At 72.8% G+C, this 22,929-nt stretch carries 19 protein-coding genes; 12 read left to right on the top strand and 7 right to left on the bottom strand.

Going from position 1 to position 22,929, the window contains the following annotated elements; genetic code table 11:
- Positions 1 to 58 precede the first annotated feature (58 nt).
- Positions 59 to 1,882 carry an AfsR/SARP family transcriptional regulator gene (locus NUT86_RS17345; RefSeq protein WP_229838344.1) on the top strand — a complete coding sequence of 608 codons (1,824 nt, stop codon included), beginning with the start codon at positions 59 to 61 and terminating at the stop codon, positions 1,880 to 1,882.
- 31 nt (positions 1,883 to 1,913) lie between these two features.
- Here the strand turns inward: NUT86_RS17345 and NUT86_RS17340 are convergent, their stop codons facing one another.
- Positions 1,914 to 2,720 (bottom strand): MerR family transcriptional regulator, encoded by an 807-nt coding sequence (locus NUT86_RS17340; protein WP_274736202.1) that lies wholly within the window; start codon positions 2,718 to 2,720, stop codon positions 1,914 to 1,916.
- Positions 2,721 to 2,927: 207 nt separating this feature from the next.
- Here NUT86_RS17340 and NUT86_RS17335 point away from each other — a divergent pair, with 207 nt between their 5' ends.
- From NUT86_RS17335 to NUT86_RS17320, 4 genes are all read left to right on the top strand, one after another.
- The gene (locus tag NUT86_RS17335) at positions 2,928 to 4,457 is read left to right on the top strand and encodes a flavin-containing monooxygenase (RefSeq protein ID WP_274736201.1); all 1,530 of its coding nucleotides are present in this window, start codon (positions 2,928 to 2,930) and stop codon (positions 4,455 to 4,457) included.
- On the top strand, positions 4,454 to 5,437 hold the full coding sequence (locus NUT86_RS17330) for an alpha/beta fold hydrolase (protein WP_266445652.1): 984 nt from the start codon (positions 4,454 to 4,456) through the stop codon (positions 5,435 to 5,437). Before NUT86_RS17335 ends, NUT86_RS17330 begins: the two co-directional genes overlap by 4 nt.
- Positions 5,434 to 6,315 carry an SDR family oxidoreductase gene (locus tag NUT86_RS17325; RefSeq protein ID WP_159487982.1) on the top strand — a complete coding sequence of 294 codons (882 nt, stop codon included), beginning with the start codon at positions 5,434 to 5,436 and terminating at the stop codon, positions 6,313 to 6,315. The genes NUT86_RS17330 and NUT86_RS17325 overlap by 4 nt, the downstream gene beginning before the upstream one ends.
- A gap of 125 nt (positions 6,316 to 6,440) precedes the next feature.
- Positions 6,441 to 6,701 carry a hypothetical protein gene (locus NUT86_RS17320; RefSeq protein ID WP_078518699.1) on the top strand — a complete coding sequence of 87 codons (261 nt, stop codon included), beginning with the start codon at positions 6,441 to 6,443 and terminating at the stop codon, positions 6,699 to 6,701.
- A gap of 88 nt (positions 6,702 to 6,789) precedes the next feature.
- On the opposite strand, the gene NUT86_RS17315 is transcribed toward NUT86_RS17320, so the two are convergent.
- On the bottom strand, positions 6,790 to 7,419 hold the full coding sequence (locus NUT86_RS17315) for a hypothetical protein (protein WP_266445655.1): 630 nt from the start codon (positions 7,417 to 7,419) through the stop codon (positions 6,790 to 6,792).
- Between the two features lie 267 nt (positions 7,420 to 7,686).
- Positions 7,687 to 8,316 carry a hypothetical protein gene (locus NUT86_RS17310; protein ID WP_274736196.1) on the bottom strand — a complete coding sequence of 210 codons (630 nt, stop codon included), beginning with the start codon at positions 8,314 to 8,316 and terminating at the stop codon, positions 7,687 to 7,689.
- Positions 8,317 to 8,555: 239 nt separating this feature from the next.
- On the opposite strand from NUT86_RS17310, the gene NUT86_RS17305 reads away from it, so the two are divergent.
- Positions 8,556 to 9,557 carry a helix-turn-helix domain-containing protein gene (locus NUT86_RS17305; RefSeq protein ID WP_274736194.1) on the top strand — a complete coding sequence of 334 codons (1,002 nt, stop codon included), beginning with the start codon at positions 8,556 to 8,558 and terminating at the stop codon, positions 9,555 to 9,557.
- A 21-nt stretch (positions 9,558 to 9,578) separates the two neighbouring features.
- Here NUT86_RS17305 and NUT86_RS17300 read toward each other — a convergent pair whose 3' ends face one another.
- Positions 9,579 to 12,917, bottom strand: coding sequence for a S41 family peptidase (locus NUT86_RS17300; RefSeq protein ID WP_274740517.1), 3,339 nt, complete (start codon positions 12,915 to 12,917; stop codon positions 9,579 to 9,581).
- Positions 12,918 to 13,233: 316 nt separating this feature from the next.
- Between NUT86_RS17300 and NUT86_RS17295 the strand changes: the two genes are divergently transcribed.
- The 6 genes from NUT86_RS17295 to NUT86_RS17270 all read left to right on the top strand — a co-directional run bounded on the left by NUT86_RS17295 (position 13,234) and on the right by NUT86_RS17270 (position 20,152).
- Positions 13,234 to 14,361 carry an energy-coupling factor ABC transporter permease gene (locus NUT86_RS17295; RefSeq protein ID WP_018091110.1) on the top strand — a complete coding sequence of 376 codons (1,128 nt, stop codon included), beginning with the start codon at positions 13,234 to 13,236 and terminating at the stop codon, positions 14,359 to 14,361.
- 1 nt (position 14,362) lies between these two features.
- Positions 14,363 to 15,124 (top strand): cobalt ECF transporter T component CbiQ, encoded by a 762-nt coding sequence (gene cbiQ / locus NUT86_RS17290; protein WP_109890329.1) that lies wholly within the window; start codon positions 14,363 to 14,365, stop codon positions 15,122 to 15,124.
- On the top strand, positions 15,121 to 15,885 hold the full coding sequence (locus NUT86_RS17285) for an energy-coupling factor ABC transporter ATP-binding protein (RefSeq protein ID WP_018091108.1): 765 nt from the start codon (positions 15,121 to 15,123) through the stop codon (positions 15,883 to 15,885). The genes cbiQ and NUT86_RS17285 overlap by 4 nt, the downstream gene beginning before the upstream one ends.
- A 127-nt stretch (positions 15,886 to 16,012) precedes the next feature.
- Entirely contained in the window at positions 16,013 to 17,221 is a 1,209-nt protein-coding gene (locus NUT86_RS17280) for a serine hydrolase domain-containing protein (protein WP_229838347.1), read from the top strand.
- Between the two features lie 394 nt (positions 17,222 to 17,615).
- Positions 17,616 to 19,097, top strand: coding sequence for an alpha/beta hydrolase (locus NUT86_RS17275; protein WP_274736190.1), 1,482 nt, complete (start codon positions 17,616 to 17,618; stop codon positions 19,095 to 19,097).
- Between the two features lie 101 nt (positions 19,098 to 19,198).
- Positions 19,199 to 20,152 (top strand): TIGR01777 family oxidoreductase, encoded by a 954-nt coding sequence (locus NUT86_RS17270; RefSeq protein ID WP_274736188.1) that lies wholly within the window; start codon positions 19,199 to 19,201, stop codon positions 20,150 to 20,152.
- A gap of 19 nt (positions 20,153 to 20,171) precedes the next feature.
- Here NUT86_RS17270 and NUT86_RS17265 read toward each other — a convergent pair whose 3' ends face one another.
- The 3 genes from NUT86_RS17265 to NUT86_RS17255 all read right to left on the bottom strand — a co-directional run bounded on the left by NUT86_RS17265 (position 20,172) and on the right by NUT86_RS17255 (position 22,893).
- A complete protein-coding gene (locus NUT86_RS17265; protein ID WP_274736186.1) occupies positions 20,172 to 21,023 on the bottom strand; it encodes an EamA family transporter in 852 nt (283 codons plus the stop codon).
- Positions 21,020 to 21,154: a hypothetical protein gene (locus NUT86_RS17260; RefSeq protein ID WP_266450017.1), complete on the bottom strand. Its 135-nt coding sequence runs from the start codon at positions 21,152 to 21,154 to the stop codon at positions 21,020 to 21,022. Before NUT86_RS17260 ends, NUT86_RS17265 begins: the two co-directional genes overlap by 4 nt.
- A gap of 86 nt (positions 21,155 to 21,240) precedes the next feature.
- Positions 21,241 to 22,893 (bottom strand): penicillin-binding transpeptidase domain-containing protein, encoded by a 1,653-nt coding sequence (locus NUT86_RS17255; protein ID WP_018091101.1) that lies wholly within the window; start codon positions 22,891 to 22,893, stop codon positions 21,241 to 21,243.
- Positions 22,894 to 22,929: the final 36 nt, after the last annotated feature.

Here is a 22,929-nt window from a genome sequence, read left to right as displayed (position 1 = left end):
TGAAATTGAAGTGAACAATGGGCGACTTCTGAGTTTGGGAACGGGGCGATTGCGCACCGTGGCCGCGATTCTGATCAGCGAGGTCAATCAGGTGATCACGGTGCGCAGAATGATCGACCTGGCCTGGGACGCGGACCCGCCGGCCAGAGCGAGGGGCGTGGTCCACAACCATGTGCACCGCCTGCGGCAGCTGTTGGTCGGCCAGGCCGAAATCGCCACCCGCGGCCAGGGGTACGTGCTGCTCGCCGATCCGTGCGCGGTGGACGTCAACCGGTTCCGGTACCTGGTGTCCGGTGCCCATGAGGACGAGCCGCGGACGGCCGTCGCCAAGCTGCGCCAGGCGCTCGGGCTGTGGCGGGGTGAGGCGCTGGCGGATGTGCCCGGTGAGCGGGTGCGGCGGACGCTGGGCGTCGGCCTGACCCAGGCGAGGGTGGCGGCGTTGCAGGAGCTCGGCTCCAGGCTGCTGATGCTCGGCCGCTACGGGGAGTTGATCACGGAGCTGACCGCCTGGCTCGCCGAGCATCCCCTGCACGAGGAGCTGACCGCGCTGCTGATGCGCGCGCTGCAGGCGAGCGGCAGACAGGCCGAGGCCCTGGAGCACTATCACCGCACCCGACTGCATCTGGAGGACCAGCTGGGTATCGATCCCGGCCCGGCACTCAGCGCGACCTATCTGGCGGTGCTCGGCGGGAAGTCCGCGGCCGCCCCGCCCGGCTCCGACCGCCCGCAGGCCGGACCCGGTCCGCGTACCGGCCCCGGCCCCGTCCCCACCGCGCTGTACGGCTCCGACCGCCCGCCGGTCCCGCCTCCGTCCGTCGCCCAACTCCCGCCCCGTATAGCCGACTTCTGCGGTCGGACGCGGGAGATCGTCGCGATGGACCAGAAGTTGGACCGGCTTCCGGGACCGGACTGTGTGGTGCTCGCGGGCGGGGGCGGCGCCGGCAAGACGACGCTGGCGGTGCACTGGGCGCACCGCCACAAGGCCGAGTTCCCCGACGGGCAGCTCTTCGCCGACCTGCGGGGATTCGAGCGTCCCCCGATGCGGCCGGACACCGTGCTGGGGATGTTCCTGCGGGCCCTGGGGGTGCCGGAGGCGAAGATCCCCGACCCGCTGACGGAGCGCTCGGCGCTCTACCGTTCGCTGCTCGCCGGGCGGCGGATGCTCGTCCTGCTGGACAACGCCGGCACGGCCGAACAGGCCCGCCCGCTGCTGCCCGCGACACCCGGCTGTCTGGCCGTGGTGACCAGCCGGCGGCGGCTGAGCGGACTGGTGGTGCGCGACGGGGCGGCCCTGGTCACGGTGGGGCCGTTCGCCGCGGAGGACGCCCTGGAGCTGCTCGGCAATGTGCTGGGCCGGCCGCGCCTCGCCGCGGACCCGGCCGCCGCCCGGGAGCTCGTCGAACGGTGCGACAGGCTGCCGCTGGCGCTGCGGATCGCGGCGGCCCGGCTGATGGCGCACCCCGACTGGTCACTGAGGTGCTGGACGGGGAAGCTGGCCGATGAGCGGCGCCGGCTGCAGGAGTTGTCCGCACACGACGCCGACCTGGCCGTGGAGGCGAGCCTCTACCTCAGCTATCGGGCGCTGTCGAGCGGGGCCGCCCGGCTGTTCCGCCTCCTGGGGCTCCACCCCGGCCCGGACGTGGATGTCCACGCCGCCGTGGCCCTGACCGGCCGCGAGCTCGAACGCACCCGCCGCCACCTCGCCGAACTGTGTGACGCGCACCTTGTCGAGGAGCAGGCGCAGGGGCACTACGTGCGCACCGAGCTGGTGCGCATCTATGCCGAGCAGCTCGTCCTGTCCGAGGAGACGCCGGCCGACCGGGACCTCGCCCGGCAGCGGCTGCGTGACCACGCGGCGCGGTACCGGCCGCGGCGCTGCTGAGCCGCCTCCGCCCGGCGATGGCGGTCCGCGGTCAGGTGCCCTCCCGGCCCTCCTCGGTCAGCCACTTCGCCACCTCTGCCCGGACGCGGCGGTCCATGGCCATGGAGAGCTCGGCCTCGACCACGCCCTTGGAGAGGGGGCGGAGTTTCTCGATGGTCTCGGTGAGGTGGTCGACCTCGTGGGGGCCGACGTCCTCGCACGCGGAGATGCGGGCGAGGACGTCGGACAGGAGGTGGGTGCGGATGAGGGTGGTGAAGACGTCGGCGAGGGCGTCGGCGTGGGCGCGTACCTGGCGGCCGGCCTCCAGGACGGCGGCCAGCGGGATGCCCTGGTTGACGAGTTCGGTGGAGGCGTCCAGGAGGCGGCGGCTGATGTGCACGAACTCGTCGCCGTCGACGGCGAGATAGCCGATGTCCAGGGACGTACTCAGGTTCTCGGCGGTGATGTCCTCGCTGAAGTGGTCGGCGAGCTCCTCGGGGGTGAGGCGGACCGGCGTCTCCTCGGACCAGGGCGGGACCAGGGTGTTCTCCAGGCCGAGGAGTTCCCCCACGTCGCGGCCGGTGTCGAAGGCCGAGAGGAGTTCGGCGATGCCGCCGAGGGTGTGGCCGCGCTCCAGGAGGGCGCCGATGGTGCGCAGCCGGGCGAGATGGTGCTCGTTGTACCAGGCGATCCGGCCCTCGCGGCGCGGTGGCGGGATGAGCTTGCGCTCGCGGTAGAAGCGCAGCGTACGGACCGTGATGCCGGCTTCCTCGGCCAGGTCGGCCATGCGGAATTCGCGTGCGGGGCGGTGGTCCGCGGGCTCCGTCCGCTCGTCGGGGGTGTTCTCGTTCGCTGCCACGGGTTCAGCCTATGCCGGGGGTATGACGCGGGGCCGGGGTACGACCGGGGGTAACTCCTGCCGTCCGACCCCTACCGCTCGGTACGTGGCTGCCCTACTCTCCAATTGCGCCAGTGATTGCTGGCGCAGTTGGGCGGGCGGCTGTGACGCCGAAGGTCATGGCACCGAAGATGGCAGGTAAGAACGTCGAACTCGGGAGGCGGCGGGATGGACGGGCGCGAGCGCAGGCATGTGCGGGTTGCGGTGATCGGATCGGGTTTCGGTGGCCTGGGGGCGGCGGTCCGGCTGCGGCGCCAGGGGATCACCGACTTCGTGATCCTGGAGCGGGCCGACGCGGTGGGTGGCACCTGGCGGGACAACAGCTATCCGGGGTGTGCGTGCGATGTGCCCTCGCACCTGTACTCCTTCTCCTTCGCGCCCAACCCGGAGTGGCCGCGGAACTTCTCCGGGCAGCCGCACATCCGCGCCTACCTGGAGCGGGTCACCGACACCTTCGGGCTGCGCCCGCACCTCCGCTTCAACTCGGAGGTGCGCAGCCTGCGGTGGAACGGGGAGGCGCTGCACTGGGAGGTGGAGACCGCGAGCGGGCCGCTGACCGCGGATGTGGTGGTGTCGGCGACCGGCCCGCTGTCGGACCCCAAGGTCCCCGACATCCCCGGGCTGGACACCTTCCCCGGCAAGGTCTCGCACTCCGCCCGCTGGGACCACGACTACGACCTGCGCGGCAAGCGCGTCGCCATGATCGGTACGGGCGCCTCGGCGATCCAGATCGTGCCGGCCATCCAGCCGGACGTGGAGCGCCTCACGCTCTTCCAGCGCACCCCGCCCTGGGTGCTGCCGCGCGCCGACCGCAAGATCAGCGCGGCCGAGAAATGGCTGCACAGCAAGCTCCCGGCGACCCGGGCCGCGCGCCGCGGGCTGCTGTGGGGCCTCAGGGAGATGCAGGTCAGCGCCTTCACCAAGCGCCCCAACGAGCTGGGCCTGATCGAGTTCCTGGCCCGGAACCATATGAAGAAGGCCATCAAGGACCCGGGGCTGCGGGCCGCGCTGACGCCCGACTACCGCATCGGCTGCAAGCGGATCCTGCTCTCCAACACGTACTACCCGGCCCTGGTGCAGCCGAATGTGGACGTGGTCGCCGCGGGGCTCACGGAGGTCCGCGGCAGCACCCTCGTCGGGTCCGACGGGAGCGAGGTGGAGGCCGATGCGATCGTCTTCGGCACCGGATTCCATGTGACCGACATGCCGATCGCGCAGCGGGTCACGGGCGCCAACGGGACGACGCTGGCCGAGGAGTGGAAGGACGGCATGGAGGCGCTGCGCGGCGCCAGCGCGGCCGGCTTCCCCAACTTCCTCACCGTCATCGGGCCCAACACCGGCCTCGGGAACAGCTCGATGATCCTGATGATCGAGGCGCAGCTGAACTACCTGGCCGACTTCATGCGCCAGCTGGACGTCCTCGGCGGGAAGATCGCGCTCGACGCCCGGCCGTCCGCCGTACAGGACTGGAACCGCAGGGTCCAGCAGCGGATGACCCGCACGGTGTGGAACACCGGCGGCTGCGACAGCTGGTATCTGGACGCCAACGGCCGCAACACCACCGTCTGGCCGGGCACGACCTCGGAGTTCAAGAAGGTCACCCGGCAGGTCGACCTCGCGGAGTACGAGGTGCTGCGGCCACCGGGCACCGGGCCCGCGGGCCGGAGCACCGGCGAGCGCGCGGAGGTGGCCGTATGAGCCGCCGGCCCGCACATGTCACCAGCGGTCCGTACGCCCCGCCGGTACCGCGGACGACGCTGACCGCCACCTCGGCCGACGGCGCCCGGCTGTACACCGAGGTCCACGGCCCCGAGTCCGCCCCGGCCGTCGTCCTGGCGCACGGCTGGACCTGCTCGACCGCCTTCTGGGCCCCGGTCGTCCGCGAGCTGGCCACCGACCACAAGGTCGTCGTCTACGACCAGCGCGGCCACGGCCGCAGCCCCGCCGCCGGTCCGGCGGGCCACAGCACCCATGCGCTCGCCGACGACCTGGTCGCCGTACTGGAGGCGACCCTGGAGGCGGGCGAACGCGCCGTGGTGGGCGGCCACTCCATGGGCGGCATGACGATCATGGCCGCCGCCGAGCGGCCGCAGCTGCGCGAACGGGCCGCGGCAGCGCTGCTGTGCAGCACCGGCAGCGCCGATCTGCCCGCCGAATCACGGGTGTTCCCGCTGCGCAGCCCGCAGGGCAGGCGGCGCGCCCACCGGCTGCTGCTGCGCTCGCGGGCCCCGCTCGGCCCCGTATCGCCGCTCGCCAAACGCGCACTGAAGTACGCCACCATGGGCCCCGGTGCCACCGCCGAGCAGATCGAGGCCTGTGCGCGCATCGTGCACGCCTGCCCGGCCGGGGTACGGGCCCGCTGGGGCACGGTGCTGGCCGGCCTCGAACTCACCGGTGGCGTCAGCAGGCTGGAGCTGCCGACCGCGGTCCTCGCGGGCACCGCCGACCGGCTCACCCCGCTGGTGCACGCCCGCCGGCTGGCCTCCGTCCTCCCCGACTTCCGCGGGCTGACCGAGCTGCCGGGCCTGGGCCACATGACGCCGATCGAGGACCCCGGCGCGGTCTCCGGCCGGCTGCGCGCGCTCGTACAGGACCATCTGCACGGCACCGGCAGCGGACCGGCCGCCACCGCCGAAGTGCCAAGCGGCACGCGGCAGAAGAGGGAGAAGACGGCATGAGGGCGAGCAGGAGTCTGCAGGGGCAGGTCGTCGTGGTGACCGGCGCGGCGCGCGGGGTCGGTGCGCTGCTGGCCCGCAAGCTGTCGGCGCGCGGTGCGTCGCTGGCGCTGGTCGGGCTGGAGCCGGACGAGCTGCGCGGGGTCGCGGCCGCGCTGCACGGCCCGGCGCACCACTGGCACGCCGATGTCACCGACCACGAGGCGATGGCCCGGGTGGCGGGCGAGGTCAAGGACCGCTTCGGGAAGGTCGATGTGGTCGTCGCCAACGCCGGGGTGGCGACCGGCGGCCCGTTCGTCGACTCCGACCCGGTCGCCTGGAAGCGGGTCATCGAGGTCAACCTCATCGGCGGCGCGGTCACCGGTCGCGCCTTCCTGCCCGTCCTCATGGAATCCCGTGGCTACTTCCTGCAGATCGCCTCGCTGGCGGCGATCTCCCCGGCGCCGATGATGACCGCGTACTGCGCGTCCAAGTCGGGCGTCGAGGCGTTCGCGCACAGTCTGCGTGCCGAGGTCGGCCACAAGGGCGTACGGGTCGGCGTCGGCTATCTGAGCTGGACGGACACCGACATGGTGCGGGGCGCCGACCAGGACGACATCATGCGCGAGCTGCGCTCCCGGCTGCCCTGGCCGTCGAACAAGACCTATCCGCTGGGCCCCGCCGTCGAACGGATCGTCGCGGGCATCGAGCGCCGCTCCGCACATGTCTACGGGCAGTGGTGGCTGCGCGGGATGCAGTCGGTCCGCGGATATCTGCCGGCGCTCGTCGGGGCGGCGGGCGGGCGGGAGATGCGGCGCTTCGGAGACCGGCTGGAGGGGCGGCGGGTCGGTCTGGTGGGCGCCGGCGGCGAGGCCGACGAGAAGGAGCGGGCGGACCGGTGAGCGCCCGCCGAGCACCTGCTGATTCTCACGGAGCGTAGTCATCCGTGATCGAAATGCGAGCAATGTCCGGGCGTGTCACGCTGAACGGGGCCCAACCCCCCTACACCCCACTAGGAGTGAACAGCATGGGCATCAAGGACCAGTTCCAGGACAAGGCCAACGAGCTCAAGGACCAGGCGCACAAGGCCTCGGGCGACGCTCGCGAGCAGGGTCACGAGCGCGGTCAGCGCCAGGACCAGGAGCGTGGCGGTCAGCGCCAGGACCGTGAGAGCGACCGTCGTCAGGGCGGCCAGGACCGTGGGCAGCAGCCCCGTGACCGTGGCCAGCAGCCCCGCCGGCCGGCCCAGGACGCGATGGACGCCGCCGAGGGCCGCTTCCAGAGCTGACATGGCTCGTCCTGAACACCACGCGCGGCGGCGTACGCGCCATGCGTGAAGGGGCGCACCCGGTCGACCGGGTGCGCCCCACCGCATGTCAGCTGACGACCTTGAGCTCCGTCGGCCAGCCGTACTGCTCCGCCTTGGCGAAGAGGTTCGTGATGTGGGCCGGGCTCAGCTTGATGCAGCCCAGCGAGCGGTAGTCATCGTCGCCGTCCCAGCGGTAGGGGTTGTCCTTGCCGGGCTGGGAGTCCGCCTGGCTGCCCTCGGGCCACATCTCGCTGTGCACGAACAGCTCGGCGCGGGTGGTCCGGCCGTTCTCGCACACCTTGTCCTGGACGTGTATCACCTTCCCGTTGATCCCTTGGTCCCCGCCGTTGTAGTGCGCGTCGTGGGCCAGCACCTGATAGGTGCCGTTCGGCAGCCAGCCCTGCGAACTGGCGCACTCGTCCTTGGCGTTGCGGCCGCCGTCGCCGGAGCCCGCGCGGTACTTGGCGAGCACCTCGTCCTTGGCGTTCGGGATGCTCTTCATCAGGTAGAGCCGCGAGTTGCCCGGGTTGCTCTGGTTCTTGTTGAAGTAGAGGTACGTACCGTCGGCCGCGGCCGTTTTGGTGGTCTGCCCGGACGCCGGCTGGGCGGCCAGTGCGGGGGCGGCTTCGGTGGCGGCCAGTCCGCCGGTCAGCGCCAGTGCGGCGGCCAGCGGAAGGATCCGTCGACGGATTCCCATCGGTGTATCTCCGTTGAGGTGGGGTGTGTTGGCGGGGCGTGCAGCGGCTGCCCCGGGCGGGAACGGTACGACCCCGATGTAATGGTTCTATTACCGGGAAGTGATGGCCCGTCTCGGACCGGAATCCGGCTGTCCGGGCAGGCCGGAGGGGGTGCGGCGGTGATGTCCGGGCCGCGGTGTGCGTGAGGGGCGCACCCGGTCTCCCGGGTGCGCCCCACGACTTCCCCCCCAACCCCCTTGCCTACAAGAACATTTGAGGCCGTTCGGTCAGCTGACGACCTTGAGCGCCTTCGGCCAGCCGTAGTGCCCGGCCTTGGCGAAGAGGTTCATGATGTGGGCCGGGGTCAGCTTGATGCAGCCCAGTGAGTAGTAGTCCCGGACGCCGTCCCAGCGGTAGGGGTTGTCCCGGCCGGGCTTGTGGGCACCCTGTGTGCCGTTGACGTTCATCTCGCTGTGCACGAACAGCTCGGTGCGCTTGGTCCTGCCGTTCTTGCAGACCTTGTCCTGGACGTGGATCGCATAGCCGTTGATGCCCCGGGACCCGCCGTTGTGGCGCTTGGTGTGGTCCAGCACCCGGTAGCTGCCGTTGGGCAGCCAGCCCTGCATGCTCGCGCACTCGTTCTTGGCGTTGCGGCCGCCGTTGCCGGAGCCCGCGCGGTACTTGGCGAGCACCTTGTCCTTGGCGTTCGGGATGCTCTTCATCAGGTAGAGCCGCGAGTTGCTCGGGTTGCTCTGGTTCTTGTTGAAGTAGAGGTACGTATCGCCCGCGGCGGCCGGCCGGGCGGACGGTCCGGACGCCGGGTGGGCGGCGAGCGCGGGGGCGGCTTCGGTGGCGGCGAGGCCGCCGGTGAGCGCCAGTGCGGCGGCGAGCGGAACGATCCGGTGACGGATTCCCATCGGAGTATCTCCCGTTGTGTGGTGGCTCGTTGGTGTGCGGTGCGGTGCCGGCCGGGCAGGACAAGACCCTGCTGGGGCCGCGGCTGTCCGGCAAGGGGAATCGGCCGGCCCGGACAGACGGGGGACGTCCGGGCAGGTCGGACGGGGCGCGGCGGCGTTGTCCGGAGGGGCGAAGGGCGCTGTCCGGGGTGACGTGCACGGTGTTGTGGCCACGGCCCGGCGGCGGTTCAATGGCCCGCATGAGAAGCACGGGGGGATCCGGCGGCTTATGTCCGGCCGCGGCCGGTGACGCGGTCGCACTCGTCGAGCTGATGCAACAGCTCAAGGAACAGTCAGGATTGACGTACCGTCAGCTCGAACAGCGGGCGGCGGAACGGGGTGAGGTGCTCGCCCGCAGCACCCTCGCCGACGTCCTGCGCAGACGGACCCTGCCGCGGGCCGAACTCCTCGCCGTCTTCCTCCGGGCCTGCGGCTGCGCGGAGGACGAGGTCGGCGCGTGGCTCGCGGCGCGGCAGGGCATCGAGGAGCGGGCGGCGGCCGGTGCCGGGGAGCCGTCGGGTGCCGGGGAGCCGCCGGACGCCGGCGCGCGGCCGGATGGCGGGGAGTCGGCCGGTGGCGCTGCCGTACCGGACGCCGCGCGCCGGAGCCCGTACCGCAGCCGGCGGGTGCTGCTGAGCGGCGCCGCCGCGCTGGTGGCGCTGCTGCTCGCCGTCGGCATACCGCTGATGACCGGGGACGCCGCCGCCCCGCCCGAGGCCGCGGCGAAGGCGTCGCTGCCCACGGGCGAGGTCCGCATCCGCCCGCTGAGGACCCCGGGCCTGTGCCTGACGGACGGGCGGGTGCTGCGGGAGCGCCGGTACCGCACGGTCGCCATGCAGCGGCCCTGTGCGGAGGCCGTGCCGCCGCAGACGCATCTGACGGCGGCCGGGGCGGGGCGCCACCGCATCCAGTGGACCCATCGTGACCACGGCAAGGGCTGTCTGGTCCTGCTGCGCGAGTCCGGTCTGGAGGGGCTGCTGGAGCCGTGGGACGACTGCAGGGCGGGCGGTCCTGCCCAGCTGTTCCGGGTGGAACCGGCCGGTGGGCGGACGGGCGCCGGCGGGACGGCGTACCGGCTGCGGCTGAGCGGAGAGGGCGCCGAGCGGTGCGTCACCCTCGGCGGCGACGAGCCCGGCGCCACCGCCCTCGCCCGGCCCTGCACGGGGAAGGACGACCAGAAATTCCTGATCGGCCCGGGGTGAGGCGGCCCGGGCCCGCAGGCGTCAGGCGCCGGCCGCCTCGGCCGCGCCTCCGCTCCGCGGCGGCAACGGGGGCCGCCGCAGGTCCGGCACGTCCGACAGATCCGGAGGCATCGCCGCCGGATGCCGCTCCAGCAGCTCCAGCGCCGTACGGATCGCCACGCCCAGCTGGGGATGCCGGCCCTCGGCCCAGTGCAGCGGGGAGCGCAGCGCCTCGATGTCGACCTCGACGCCGTGGTTCTCCACGCCCCAGCCGTAGAGCCGGAACCACGCGGCGTTCATCGGGACGGTGATCGCGGTGCCGTCGGCGAGCCGGTGCCGCCCGGTCATCCCGACCACCCCGCCCCAGGTGCGCATGCCGACCACCGGGCCGAGGCCCTGGAGCTTGAAGGCCGCGGTGATCATGTCGCCGTCGGACGAGGTCATCTCGTCGGCGACCGCCACGACCGGGCCGCGCGGCGCGTTGCTGGTGTACGAGACGGGCTCGGCGTCACGGGTCAGGTCCCAGCCCATGATGGTGCGGGTCAGCTTCTCGATCACCAGCTCGGAGATGTTGCCGCCCGCGTTGCCCCGTACGTCCACGATCAGGGCGGGCCGGGAGACCTCCATCCGCAGATCGCGGTTGAACTGCGCCCAGCCGGAGCCGCCCATGTCGGGGATGTGCAGATAGCCGCACCGGCCGCTGCTCAACTCCCGTACCACCGCCCGGCGTTTGGCCACCCAGTCCTGGTAACGCAGCGGCCGTTCGTCGATCAGAGGGACCACCGCGACCCGGCGGGCCGGGCCCTCGTCCTCCGGCGGGGAGAAGGTGAGCTCCACGGTGGTGCCGCCGGCCGCGGCCAGCAGCGGATACGGGCCGGCCACCGGGTCCACCGGGCGGCCGTCGACATGGGTGAGCGCCGCGCCCTCGCGGATGCCCGTACCGGCCAGCGGGGAGCGGGCCTTGGAGTCCGAGGACTCACCGGGCAGGATCCGCGTGACCACCCAACGGCCGTCCCGGCAGACGAGGTTGGCGCCGAGAAGGCCCATGGCGCGCTGGTAGTGCGGCGGCCCCTCGTTGCGCCGGGCGCCGGAGACATAGGCGTGCGAGGTGCCCAGTTCGCCCATCACCTCGCGCAGCAGATCGGCGAACTCGTCGGGGGAGGCGACCCGGTCGAGCAGCGGCCGGTACTGCGCCAGCACCGCGTCCCAGTCGATGCCGCACATCCGCGGCTCCCAGAAGTACGCCCGGGTGATCCGGCCCGCCTCCTCGAACGCCTGGTGCCACTCCGCCACCGGATCGACATCGTGCAGGATGCGCCGCAGGTCCAGGAAGACCGTGGAGTCGCTGTCCGGCTGTTCGGTCGCCGGGACCGCGCGCAGCTCGCCCTCGTCGTTGACGACCAGCCGGGAGCCGTCGCCGCTGAGCGCGAACCCGTCCAGGGAGCTGGTGAGTTCGGTGCGCCGCGCCTTGGTCAGATCGAAGTGTTCGAGGGTGGGACGGCCCGAGGTCTCGGCCGGGTTGGCGAAGGTCTCGCCGAGCGCACCGGAGATCGGCCAGCGCAGCCAGACCAGCCCGCCGCCGCTGACCGGCTCCAGGGAGGAGTACTTGGACGCCGCCACCGGGAACGGGGTGACCCGGTTCTCCAGCCCCTCGACCTCGACCAGCAGCGGCCCCTCACCGGCCGGCGGGGGAACCTCGTCCGGGTCCAGGCCGCCCGCCGCGGGCCGGCCCTCCGGGGACAGCGCGAAGGGGGAGGGGGTCGCCGACGACAGCGGGACGAGATAGGGCCGGCAGCCCAGCGGGAACGACAGATCGCCGGTGTGCACGTCGTAGACCGGGTCGAAGCCGCGCCAGGACAGGAACGCCAGATAGCGGCCGTCGCGGGTGAACACCGGCTGCTCGTCCTCGAACCGGCCGTTGGTGACGTCCACGATGTGCCGATCGGCCAGCCGGGCCATCTTGATCTGCCGCAGCGACCGTCCGATGCCGGGGTGCGACCAGGTCAGCCAGCGGGAGTCGGGGGAGAACGCCAGGTCGCGGACCGGGCCGTTGGTGGAGCGGATCAGCTCGGTGACACCGCCGGAGGCGGTCTCCTCGTCGCTCGCCCCCTCCTCCGGCCGGGCCACGTCCACCAGCAGCAGCCGGCCGTCGTTCGCGGCCACCGCCAGCCGTTCGCCGTCCGGGGCGGCGGTCATCTCGTGGACCCGGCCCAGCTCACCGGCGGCCAGCCGGCGCGGCTCGCCCGGCGTGCTGGCCCGCGGCAGATTGGTGATCTCGATCGCGTCCGCGCCCTCGGCGTCGGTGACATAGGCGATCCGCCCGCTGGCGCCCAGCATTTCGGGGAGCCGGACCCGTACGCCCGGGACGTCATGGATCGTCCGGGCCGGGCCGTCGCGGTGGGTGAGCCAGTACAGGCTGCCGCGTACGCCGACCGCGCTGGCCCGCCCGGTCGTGTCCACCGCGAGCGCGGTGACGTGCGAGGCGGCCGGGACCTGGTAGCTGCGCCGGCCGGCCCGCGGACCGCCCAGGCGCACCGCCAGCTTGCGCGGGACCGCGTCCGGGGCGAGGTCGTCGATCAGCCAGAGTTCACCGGCGCACTGGTAGATGATCCGCTCGCCGTCGGTCGAGGCGTGCCGGGCGTAGAAGTCGCCGTGGTCGGAGTGGCGGCGCAGATCGGTGCTGTCGGGCAGACAGGAGTAGACATTGGCGATGCCCTCGTGGTCGGAGAGGAACGCGATCCGGCCGTCGACGAACATCACCGAGTCGAGGTGCCCGCGCAGGTCCGGCAGCAGCCGGGTGCCGTGCAGCCACATCCGGCCCATCGCACCGCCCCGGTAGCGCTTCCAGGAGGCGGGCTCGTGCGGCGGTTTGCCGCTCAGCAGCAGGGTGCGGTGCTCCCCTGCGATGTCCGCGACCGCGATGTCGGAGACCGGCCCCCAGGGCAGCTGGCCGCCGGGGCTGCCGTCGGTGGGCAGGCTGTAGGCCCACGAGTAGTACGAGAACGGCTGGCCGTGCGAGGAGACCGCCAGGATGTGCGAGTGGCCCTCGTGGTCGGGGGGCGTCCAGCCGCAGACCCGGGCGTCGGTGCTGCCCCAGTACGTCAGCCGGCGGGCCGGGCCGCCCTCGACCGGTGCGAGATGGACCTCGGGGTCGAGGCTGCGCCAGGTGGTGAAGGCGATCTGCTGCCCGTCGGGGGAGAAGCGGGGGTGGCCGACGCGGGTGCGGTCCACGGTCAGCCGCCAGGCGCGGCCGGGTTCCTCGCCGTCCGGGGCGATCGGGGCGATCCACAGGTCGTCCTCGGCGGCGAAGCAGAGCAGACCGCCGTGCAGATGCGGAAAGCGCAGATATGAGCCGCCGGGCGGGTCCGGCCGGGCCGGCATCCGGCGCAGCCGCCCACGAGGCTTGGCGGGGTTCGGCTCCGGGCGCGGCCCGACGGCCTCGGGTGCATCGCTCACGCACCCATCGTTTCGGGACGAGCAAGCGGCGGCAACTCGGTCGGGTGACGCAGGCCACTGTCGCGTGGCCCGGCGGCGCTGATTTCCCCTCATTCGCACGCATGTGCCACCACGGGTGGGTGCCCAGATGGGACCCCCTTCCGGGAGCGCCGTGGCCGTTTCGCATCATGGGCGCTCTTGCAACGTATTTGCAGGAGGCACCACCATTGGTGGGTTGCAGAGCCTGAGCGGAGAAGCCGAGATGCACGTACCCGATGGATTCATCAATGCGCCGGTGTCCGCGGCGACCGGAGTGGTCGCCGCGGTCGCGGTGGCGGTCAGCCTGCGCGGCGCCCGGCGTGAGCTGGCGGGTGCGGGGCCGGTAGGTGCGGCGGCCGCCGAGCGGACGGCGCCGCTGGCCGGGCTGGTCGCGGCGTTCATCTTCGCCGTGCAGATGCTGAACTTCCCGGTCGCGGCGGGCACCAGCGGGCATCTGCTGGGCGGTGCGCTGGCCGCGATACTCGTCGGCCCGTACACCGGGGTGCTGTGCGTCTCGGTCGTGCTGCTGATGCAGGGCGTGCTGTTCGCCGACGGCGGGCTGACCGCGCTGGGCGTGAACATCACCGATATGGCGATCGTGACGACCGTGGTCGCCTACGCCCTGTTCCGCGGGCTGGTGAAGGTGCTGCCGCGCAAGCGCCGCTCGATCACCGTGGCCTCGTTCGCCGCCGCGCTGCTCTCGGTGCCGGCGGCCGCGGTCGCCTTCACCGCCCTGTACGCGGTCGGCGGGACCGCGGACGTGCCGATCGGCAAGGTCTTCACCGCCATGGTGGGCGTGCATCTGCTGATCGGGATCGGCGAGGCGGCGATCACCGCCCTGACGGTCGGTGCCGTGATCGCGGTGCGCCCCGACCTCGTGTACGGCGCGCGCGGGCTGACCAAGCCGCTGGAGCTGCGGACCTCGCCGCTCGCCGCCCCGGCCGACGAGCCCGCCCCGGAGGCCGCCCCGGCACCCGTGCCCGCCGCCCCGGCCCCCGCGCGCCGCTCCGTCCGCCGCGTCTGGCTGGCCGGACTCGCCGCCGCCCTGGTGTGCGCGGGCGGCCTCAGCTACTACGCCTCCGCCAACCCCGACGGCCTGGAGAAGGTCGCCCACGACCACGGCATCGACGCCAAGACCGAGGACCACGCCGCCAAGGACTCCCCGCTCGCCGACTACGGCGTCAAGGACATCACCGACCCCCGGCTGTCCGGCGGCCTCGCCGGTGTCATCGGCGTCGGCGCGACGCTGGCCGTGGGCACGGGCGTCTTCGTCGTGGTGCGGCGCCGCCGGAGCGCCGCCACCGCGGAGCGGCCGGACGAGGGCGCCGGACGCCCGTCGGAGAGCGTCTGAGATGGGCGCGGGACACGCGCACAAGCTCTACCGGCACGGGCACTCGCCCGTGCACGCGCTGCCGGCGCACTGCAAGATCGCGGCGGTCTTCTGCTTCGTCCTCGTCGTCGTCTCCACCCCACGCGAGGCCGTCTGGGCGTTCGGGCTGTACGCGCTGCTGATCGCGGCCACCGCCGCGGCCGCGCGGATCCCGGCCGGGTTCCTGCTCAAGCGGCTGCTGATCGAGGTGCCGTTCGTCGCCTTCGCCGTGCTGATGCCGTTCGTCGCCGAGGGGCCGCGGGTCGCCGTCCTCGGGATGAGCCTGAGCGAGTCCGGGCTGTGGGGCGCCTGGAACATCCTCGCCAAGGGCACGCTCGGCGTCGCCGCGTCCGTCCTGCTCGCGTCCACCACCGAGCTGCGCGAACTCCTGCTGGGCCTGCAGCGGCTCCGGATGCCGCCGCTGCTCGTCCAGATCGCGTCCTTCATGATCCGCTACGGCGATGTGATCACCGACGAGATGCGGCGGATGCGGATCGCCCGGCTCTCCCGCGGCTTCGAGGCGCGGGGCATCCGCCACTGGGGCGTGCTCGCCAAGTCCGCCGGGGCGCTGTTCATCCGCTCCTACGAGCGCGGTGAGCGCGTCCACCTCGCGATGGTCAGCCGCGGCTACACCGGCACCATGCCCGTGGTCGACGGCAGCGCCGCCACCCGCACACAATGGACCCGCGCGGCCGCCCTCCCGCTCGCCGCGCTCGCCGTCTGCCTCCTGGGATGGACCCTTTGAGCACCGCCACGCCCGCCCCCTCCCTCGCCGTCTCCGGGCTCGCCTACGCCTACCCCGACGGCCACCAGGCGCTCTTCGGTGTCGACCTGACCGTCGGCCGGGGCGAGCGGGTCGCCCTGCTCGGGCCCAACGGCGCCGGCAAGACCACCCTCGTACTGCACCTCAACGGCATCCTCGAAGCGGGCGCCGGCACCGTCGCGGTCGCCGGGCTCCCGGTCGCCAGGGAGCACCTCGCCGAGATCCGCCGCCGCGTCGGCATCGTCTTCCAGGACCCCGACGACCAGCTGTTCATGCCCACCGTCCGGGAGGACGTCGCCTTCGGGCCGGCCTCCGCGGGGCTGCGCGGCGCCGCACTGGACGAGCGGGTCACCGAGGCGCTCACCCGGGTCGGCATGGAGGAATTCGCGGACCGTCCGCCGCACCACCTCTCGTTCGGGCAGCGCCGCCGGGTCGCCGTCGCCACGGTGCTGGCGATGCGGCCGGAGATCCTGGTCCTCGACGAACCGTCCTCCAACCTCGACCCCGCCTCCCGCCGCGAACTCGCCGACATCCTGCGGTCGTTGGACGTCACCGTCCTGATGGTCACCCACGATCTGCCGTACGCGCTGGAGCTGTGCCCGCGGTCCGTCGTGCTCTCCGGCGGTGTGCTGGTCGCCGACGGGACCACCCAGCAGCTGCTGTGCGACGAGGAACTGATGCGCACCCACCGGCTGGAGCTGCCCTTCGGCTTCGACCCGCGGTCGGTCGACGTCCCGCTGTGACCCACCGCTGACACCCTCCCGGGCCCCCGGCCGCAGTGTGCGCATGTGACGAACGCCACGGGCCGCGGTCCTGGTCATCAGCACCGATCCGCACGTTGCACCATGGATGGGGTCACGACAGCGGCGGATGAATGGGAAGCGGGAATCAGTGGTGGACGTCCAGGGCACGGTCGAGGACGGCTTCGAGCCGGTCCGGGACGCCTTCGTGGCCAACTTCGCGCGGCGCGGTGAGCGGGGCGCGGCGGTCGCCGTCTACCGGCACGGACGCAAGGTCGTGGACCTGTGGGGCGGCACGAGGGACGGAGACGCCGGCAGGCACGCGGCGGACGCGGCGCCCTGGGAGGCCGGCACCGCCCAGGTGATCCGCTCCGCGACCAAGGGCATCGCCGCCGTCGTCCCCCTGCTGCTGCACCAGCGCGGGCAGCTCGACCTCGATGCGCCGGTCGGCACGTACTGGCCCGAGTTCAAGGCCGCCGGCAAGGAACGCGTACTCGTCCGCCATCTGCTCTCGCACCGCGCCGGACTCCCCGTCCTGGACACCCCGCTCACCCCCGACCAGGCCATCGACGGGGTCAGCGGCCCCGCCGCCCTCGCCGCCCAGGCACCCGCCTGGGAACCCGGCACGGACCACGGCTACCACGCGCAGACCTACAGCTGGCTGCTCGGCGAGCTGGTGCTGAGGGCCACCGGCCGCACCATCGGCAGCTGGGTCGCCGACGAGATAGCCGGGCCGCTCGGCCTCGACCTGTGGATCGGCCTCCCCGCGGAGGCGCAGTCCCGGGTCGGGCGGCTCGCCGCCGTCGAGCCCCCGGCGCCGCCCGCCGCGTCGGGGCTCCGGGTCCGACCGAAGCAGTCCGTGGCCGACGCGTACGCCGATCCCGGCTCGCTCACCAGCCGCGCCTTCGCCGCGATCTCGCCCGCCCCCGACGAGAACGCACCGGAGTACCGGGCCGCCGAGCTGCCCGCCTCGGCGGGCGTCGCCACCGCCCGTTCGCTGGCCCGCTGCTACGCCGCGCTCATCGGGCCCGTGGACGGCCGCGCCCGGCTCTTCGCGCCCGCGACGCTCACCCTCGCCCGGACCGAGGAGTCCGCGGGGCTCGACCGCACCCTCCTGGTCGCTACGCGGTTCGGCCTGGGCTTCATGCTCCATGGGCCGTCCTCCCCGCTCCTCGCGCCCGGCGCGTTCGGCCACCCCGGGCGCGGGGGCGCGCTCGCCTGCGCCGATCCGGAGAGCGGGCTGGCATTCGGGTATGTCACCAATGGGATGCAGCGGAATGTTACGGCGGATGCGCGTGCGCAAGCGCTGTTGCGGGCGGTTTCCCACGTTGCCGGGTGACCCGTCGTGTCTCTTCTGTGGGGTTGAGCCCCGCCTTCGGCGGGAGCGGGGGAGGTTTGTGGGCTGACCCCGCCTTTTGTGGGTGGTGGGTGCCGGGTGCGGGGCCTCCGGGGTGGTGTTGTGGACTGCTTCGCTTTACGTCCTCAACACCACCCCGGAGGCCCCGCACCCTTCCGTTTGTGGACGGGGCCGGCCCGGTGGGGGGTGGTGAATGGTTGGGTTTCCGTGGTGAGTTGGGTGCGGGGGACTGTTACGTCGGCATCATCCGGCCATGGAAAGGCCGTCATGCGGGGGCGTGAGGGTGTGCGGCATGAATGGTTCGGGATTCTTCTCCCGGCCCGGGGACGGGTCGGTCGAGAGTGCGAAAGTCCGGGTGCGTTTGTCGCGTAGAGGTGTGGGCCTCACGGCTTCGGCGGGGGTGGTGGCGCTGGCCGGGTCGCTGCTCGTGCCGTCGAGTGCGGGGGCGAGTCCGGGGGCCGGTAAGGCCCCGGTGCGGTCGATCCAGTGGTCCGCCTGCCCCAAGGCCGAGCCGCCCTTTCCCGCTCCGAGCAAGCGGACCCGGTGCGGGACGCTGGAGGTGCCGGTCGACTGGGCGAAGCCGGACGGGCCGACGATGAAGATCGCGGTGGCCCGCCAGAAGGCCACCGACCCGAAGAAGCGCCTCGGGGTCCTGCTCTCGAACCCGGGCGGGCCGGGCAGCACCGGCCTGGACGACGCCTACTTCGCCGACAACCCGGTCGAGGGCTACCGGGACAGCATCAGGAGCCGCTTCGACATCATCGGCTTCGACCCGCGCGGTATCGGCCGCAGCGGACAGCTCCGGTGCGACGACAAGCTCGCCGCGAAGATTCCCCACCGCCCGAAGAGCGCGGCCGAGTTCCAGCGGATGCGCACGCTCAACCAGCGGCTCGCCGAGAGCTGCCGGGCGGGCAGCGGCGCGGTCGTCGACCACATGGACAGTGTCAGCGTCGCCCGCGACATGGACGCGATCCGCGCCGCCCTCGGTGAGAAGAAGATCAACTTCCTGGGGCACTCGTACGGCACGCTCATCGGCCGCCAATACGCCCGCCTCTTCCCGCAGAAGCTCCGGGCGCTGGCCCTCGACAGCGCGATGGACCCGTCCCGGCCGGACGCCGAGCGCTTTCTCAGGGACGGTTCCCGCGCCGTCGACGACGCGGTGCGGCAGCTCGCGGACTGGTGCGCGAAGGACAAGTCCTGCGCCCTGAAGGGCCGGGACGTGCCGGCCCTCGTCCGGGGGCTCTTCGCGCGCGCCGACGCGGACCGGCTGTTCGAACCGGGGCGGCACGGCCCCACGCGGAAGAAGGTCACCGCCGACCAGCTGACCGACTTCCTCACCTCCTACCTGATGAAGTGGAACCCGCAGACCACCGCTGAGCAGCTGAATGCCCTGAACAGCGGCCGGGGCGAGGTCTCCTGGACCGCCGGCTCCGCGAACATCGCCTGGCGCAGCGTGATGTGCCGGGACTACGACTTCCGGCTCCGCGGCTGGGACCAGTACCGCGAGCTGCGGCAGCGGGCCCGGTCCGACGCGCCGATCGCCCGCTACAACTCCCAGGCCCTGGACATGATCCTCGGCTGCCAGGGCTGGCCGGCCGCGCCCGAGCCGGAGCCGGCCCGGGCCAAGGGCCCGCTGCCGCCGGTCCTTGTCGTGAACGCCGGGCACGACCTGGCGACCCCGCTGGCGGGTGCCCGGCGCATGGCGCGGGAGTTCCCGCAGGGGCGGCTCGCCGTCCTCGACGCGGTGGACCACTGGCTCTACCGCAAGTGCCAGTCGCCGCTCCCGGCACGGGCCGTCGACACCTATCTCCGTACGCTGAAGACGCCGCCCGACGGCACGGTCTACCCGCGTCGTTGACGGGACCACGGGCTGCGGCGTCTGTTGTTGCCGGGTGTGGCGCCGCCACACCCGGCAACAACGGCCCGTGGCCGCGGTCCGGTGCATCGTGAGGGAGCCTGATGAAGATAGTGATACCCGGCGGGACAGGTCAGGTGGGCGGAATCCTGAACCGTGCCCTGACCGCCGCGGGCCACGAGGTCGTGGTCCTGACCAGACGCCCGGTCCGTGCGCGGGAAGTGGCCTGGGACGGTGTGACGCCCGGCCCCTGGGTGGCGGCGGTCGACGGCAGTGACGTCGTGATCAACCTGGCCGGACGCAGCGTCAGTTGCCGCTACACCCCGGCCAACCTCCAGGAGATGATGCGCTCGCGGGTGGACTCCGCCCGGGTCGTGGGCGAAGCGATCGCGGCGGCCGCCCGGCCGCCCCGTGTCTGGCTGCAGATGAGCACCGCCACCATTTACACCCACCGCTTCGACGCGCCCCACGACGAGGCGTCCGGTGAGATCGGCGGCTCGGAGCCCGGCGTCCCGGACTACTGGGCGTTCAGCGTCGAGATCGCCAAGGAGTGGGAGCGGGCCCAGGAGCAGGCCGCCACCCCGGACACCCGCAAGGTCGCGCTGCGTTCGGCCATGGTGATGAGCCCGGATCGCGGCGGGGTGTTCGATGTGCTGCTGCGGCTGGCGCGGCTGGGGCTCGGCGGACCGGTCGCGGGCGGCGCCCAGTATGTGTCCTGGATCCATGACCGTGACTTCGTCCGCGCGGTCGAGTTCCTGGTGGACCGGAGCGACCTTGCCGGGCCGGTGAACCTCGCCGCGCCCGGTCCGCTGCCGCAGCGGGACTTCATGCGCGCGCTGAGGGCCGCCTGGGGCGTCCCGGTGGGGCTGCCGGCCACGAAGTGGATGGCCGAGCTGGGCGCGTTCGCGCTGCGTTCCGACACCGAACTCCTGCTCAAGAGCCGCCGGGTGGTGCCCGGCCGGCTGCTCGAAGCGGGTTTCGCCTTCGAGAACGAGGCATGGCCGAAGGCCGCGGAGGACCTGGTGCGGCGCGTCCGTGGCGCACGGGCCGCAGGCTGAGCCGTCCGCGCGGCGTGCCTCAGCCGGTGTGCAGCATCAGGCCGATCCCGATGACCATCAGGCCCGCCGCGGCGATCCGGGGGGCGCCGAAGCGCTCCTTGAAGAAGACGGCGCCGATGGCGGCGCCCACGATGATCGAGGACTCGCGCAGCGCGGCGATCGGCGCGAGGGGGGCGCGGGTCTGGGCCCACAGGACCAGGCCGTAGGCGAAGACGGAGAGCACCCCGCCGGCCAGCCCGCGCAGCGCGAAGGGGCGGAGTTCGGTGAGGAGTCGGCGGCGGCGGGTGGCGAGCGCGTAGGCGGGGATCGCGATGCCTTCGAGGAGCATCAGCCAGGCGATATAGCCGAGGGAGCTGCCGGAGGCGCGTACGCCCAGGCCGTCGACGGTCGTGTACGAGGCGATGGCGAGGCCGGTGGCGAGGGCGGCGAGGAGGGCCGGCCAGTGCGGCTTGGTGCCGGAACCGCGGATGCCCCAGAGGGCGACGCCCACCAGCCCGGCGGAGGCCAGGGCGACACCGGCCAGTGCCCAGCCGTCGGGGATCTCGTGGACGAAGACGGCGGCCAGGACGGTGACGACCAGGGGCGCGGTGCCGCGGGCGATGGGGTACATCTGCCCGAAGTCGCCCAGGCGGAACGACTGCATCAGCAGGGCCTGGTAGACGATGTGGAGTACGGCGGAGGCCAGGAGGAACGGCCAGGCGCCGGCGGCGGGGAGCGGGGTGACGGCGGCCAGGGCGAGGCCGCAGACCGCACCGCCGCCACCGACCAGGGTGAAGGCCAGGAGCTGGTCACGGATGCCGTGGGCGATGGCGTTCCAGCTGGCGTGGGTGACGGCGGCCATCAGGACCGCGGCGACGACGAGCGGGGTCACGAGGTGCGCTCGCGCGCGTCCGGTATGCCGCCGGGGGTGGTGCGTACGCCCGCCGGGAGCGCCGCGGCGCAGCGGGGGTGGGCCGGGGGGCCGGTGGTTTCCGGGCGGGTGCCGGACGCGGAATCGCTCATGGCCCGCACGCTAGCGAAAGCTGTACGGGCCATGCGAGTCACTTCCGGTCGCTGAGACGGGGCGCCGCGTGGGCGCCCCGCGCGCGTCAGCCGGCGGTGAGGAGGGCGCGGACCACCGGGCCCGCGTTGGAGCCGCCGTGGCCGCTGGCCGGGACGACGGCCGCCGCGGCGAGGTCGTCGCGGTAGGCGGTGAACCAGGCGTTGGGCTTCTTCTGGCCGTCGACCTCGGCGGAACCGGTCTTGGCGCCGACGTCACCGCTGACCCCGGACATCGCCTCGGCGGCCGTACCGGACGTCGCGGTCAGCTTCATCAGCGACCGCAGACCGCTGAGGGTGGACGGCTTCATCGTGCGGGGGGCCTTGGCGAGCGTCCGGTGGTCCAGCGACGGGGAGACGATGTACGGCTGGTGGAAGGAGCCGGCCCGGACCGTCGCGGAGAGCGTGGCGACATTGAGCGGGTTCATCCGCACCCCGCCCTGGCCGATCAGCGAGGCCGCCATCTGGGCGTCGCTCTGCACCGGCACCGCGCCGTCGAAGGTGGGGATGCCGGTCTGCCAGTTCAGGCCGATGCCGAAGACGTCCCGGGCCTCCTTGGTCAGATCGTCGTCGCTGAGGTCCTTGGCCTGCGAGATGAAGGCGTTGTTGCAGGAAGCGGCGAAGCTCTGCGCGAAGGTGCCGTTCTTGATCTCGCTCTTGTTGAGGTTCTGGAACTTCCAGCCGCCGACCGTCACGTACTTGGGGCACGGGTGGGACTTGCCCGGCGAGGTCATGCCCTTGTCCATCAGCATCGCCGCGGTCACGACCTTCATCGTCGAGCCGGGCGCGAGCGACCCCTGGGTGGCCAGGTTGAAGCCCTTCTCCGGGGAGTTGGCGAGCGCCAGGATCTCGCCGGTGCTGGGCTTGACCGCCGCCACGGAGGCGGACTTCTTGCCCTTGACCGCCCGCTCGGCCGCCGACTGCATTCCGGCGTCCAGGGTGGTCTTGAGCGTGCCCGGCGTCCCCTTGGAGAGCACCTTCAGGGTCTTGTCGGGCAGCTGGTCGGCGGGCTTGGCGCTCTTGGCGCGGTGGATGAACAGCTCCACGCCCGGCTTGCCGTCGGTCTTGTCGCCGTACTTGTCGCGCAGGCTGTCCAGCACCCCGGCCAGCGCCGGATGCGCCTCGGGGGTCAGCGCGGCGCCCTTGCGGTCGACGGCCTTGATCGGCGGCGCCTCGGCCTCGCCCGTACGCAGCTGATCGCCCTTGGCCAGGCCCGGGTGCATCATCGTCGGCTGCCAGGCGATCTGCGGCTTTCCGGTGGCCTTGTCGCGCTCCACGGTCGCGGAGGTGCGGTAGGAGTAGGCGGACTTGGCGCCCTTGTAGTCGATCTGCGCGGCGACGGTGTACGGCACCTTGCCACCCGTCGGCGCGCCCGGCGTGAGCGTCACCTTCGAGAACCGCGCCTGCTTGGCGAGGCCCTCCAGGGCGCTCTTGCACTTCGCCGGGTCGTCCGTCAGCCCGGCCGCCTTTGCCGCGTCACCGGACTGCCACGCGGTCAGGAACTCCCGCGACGTCGTCTGCACTTCCTTGGCCGACAACGGGCCGGTTGCCACCTTGGTCCCGTTCTCGCCCGACTTGGCATCCGCCGACCTGACCTCCTGCGGCGACTCGTCCGAGCCGCCGAACAGCGTGAAGCCGCCCACGACTCCCGCCACCAGGGCCACCGATCCGCCGATCAGCCCGTACTTCACCTCACGGCGCATGCCACCGATTCCCTCCCAGAGCGTCGTCCCTGAATA

This window comes from Streptomyces sp. G7(2002) (assembly GCF_028870195.1).
Lineage (GTDB): Bacteria > Actinomycetota > Actinomycetes > Streptomycetales > Streptomycetaceae > Streptomyces > Streptomyces nigrescens.
This window is presented reverse-complemented; position numbering and strand designations above follow the sequence as displayed.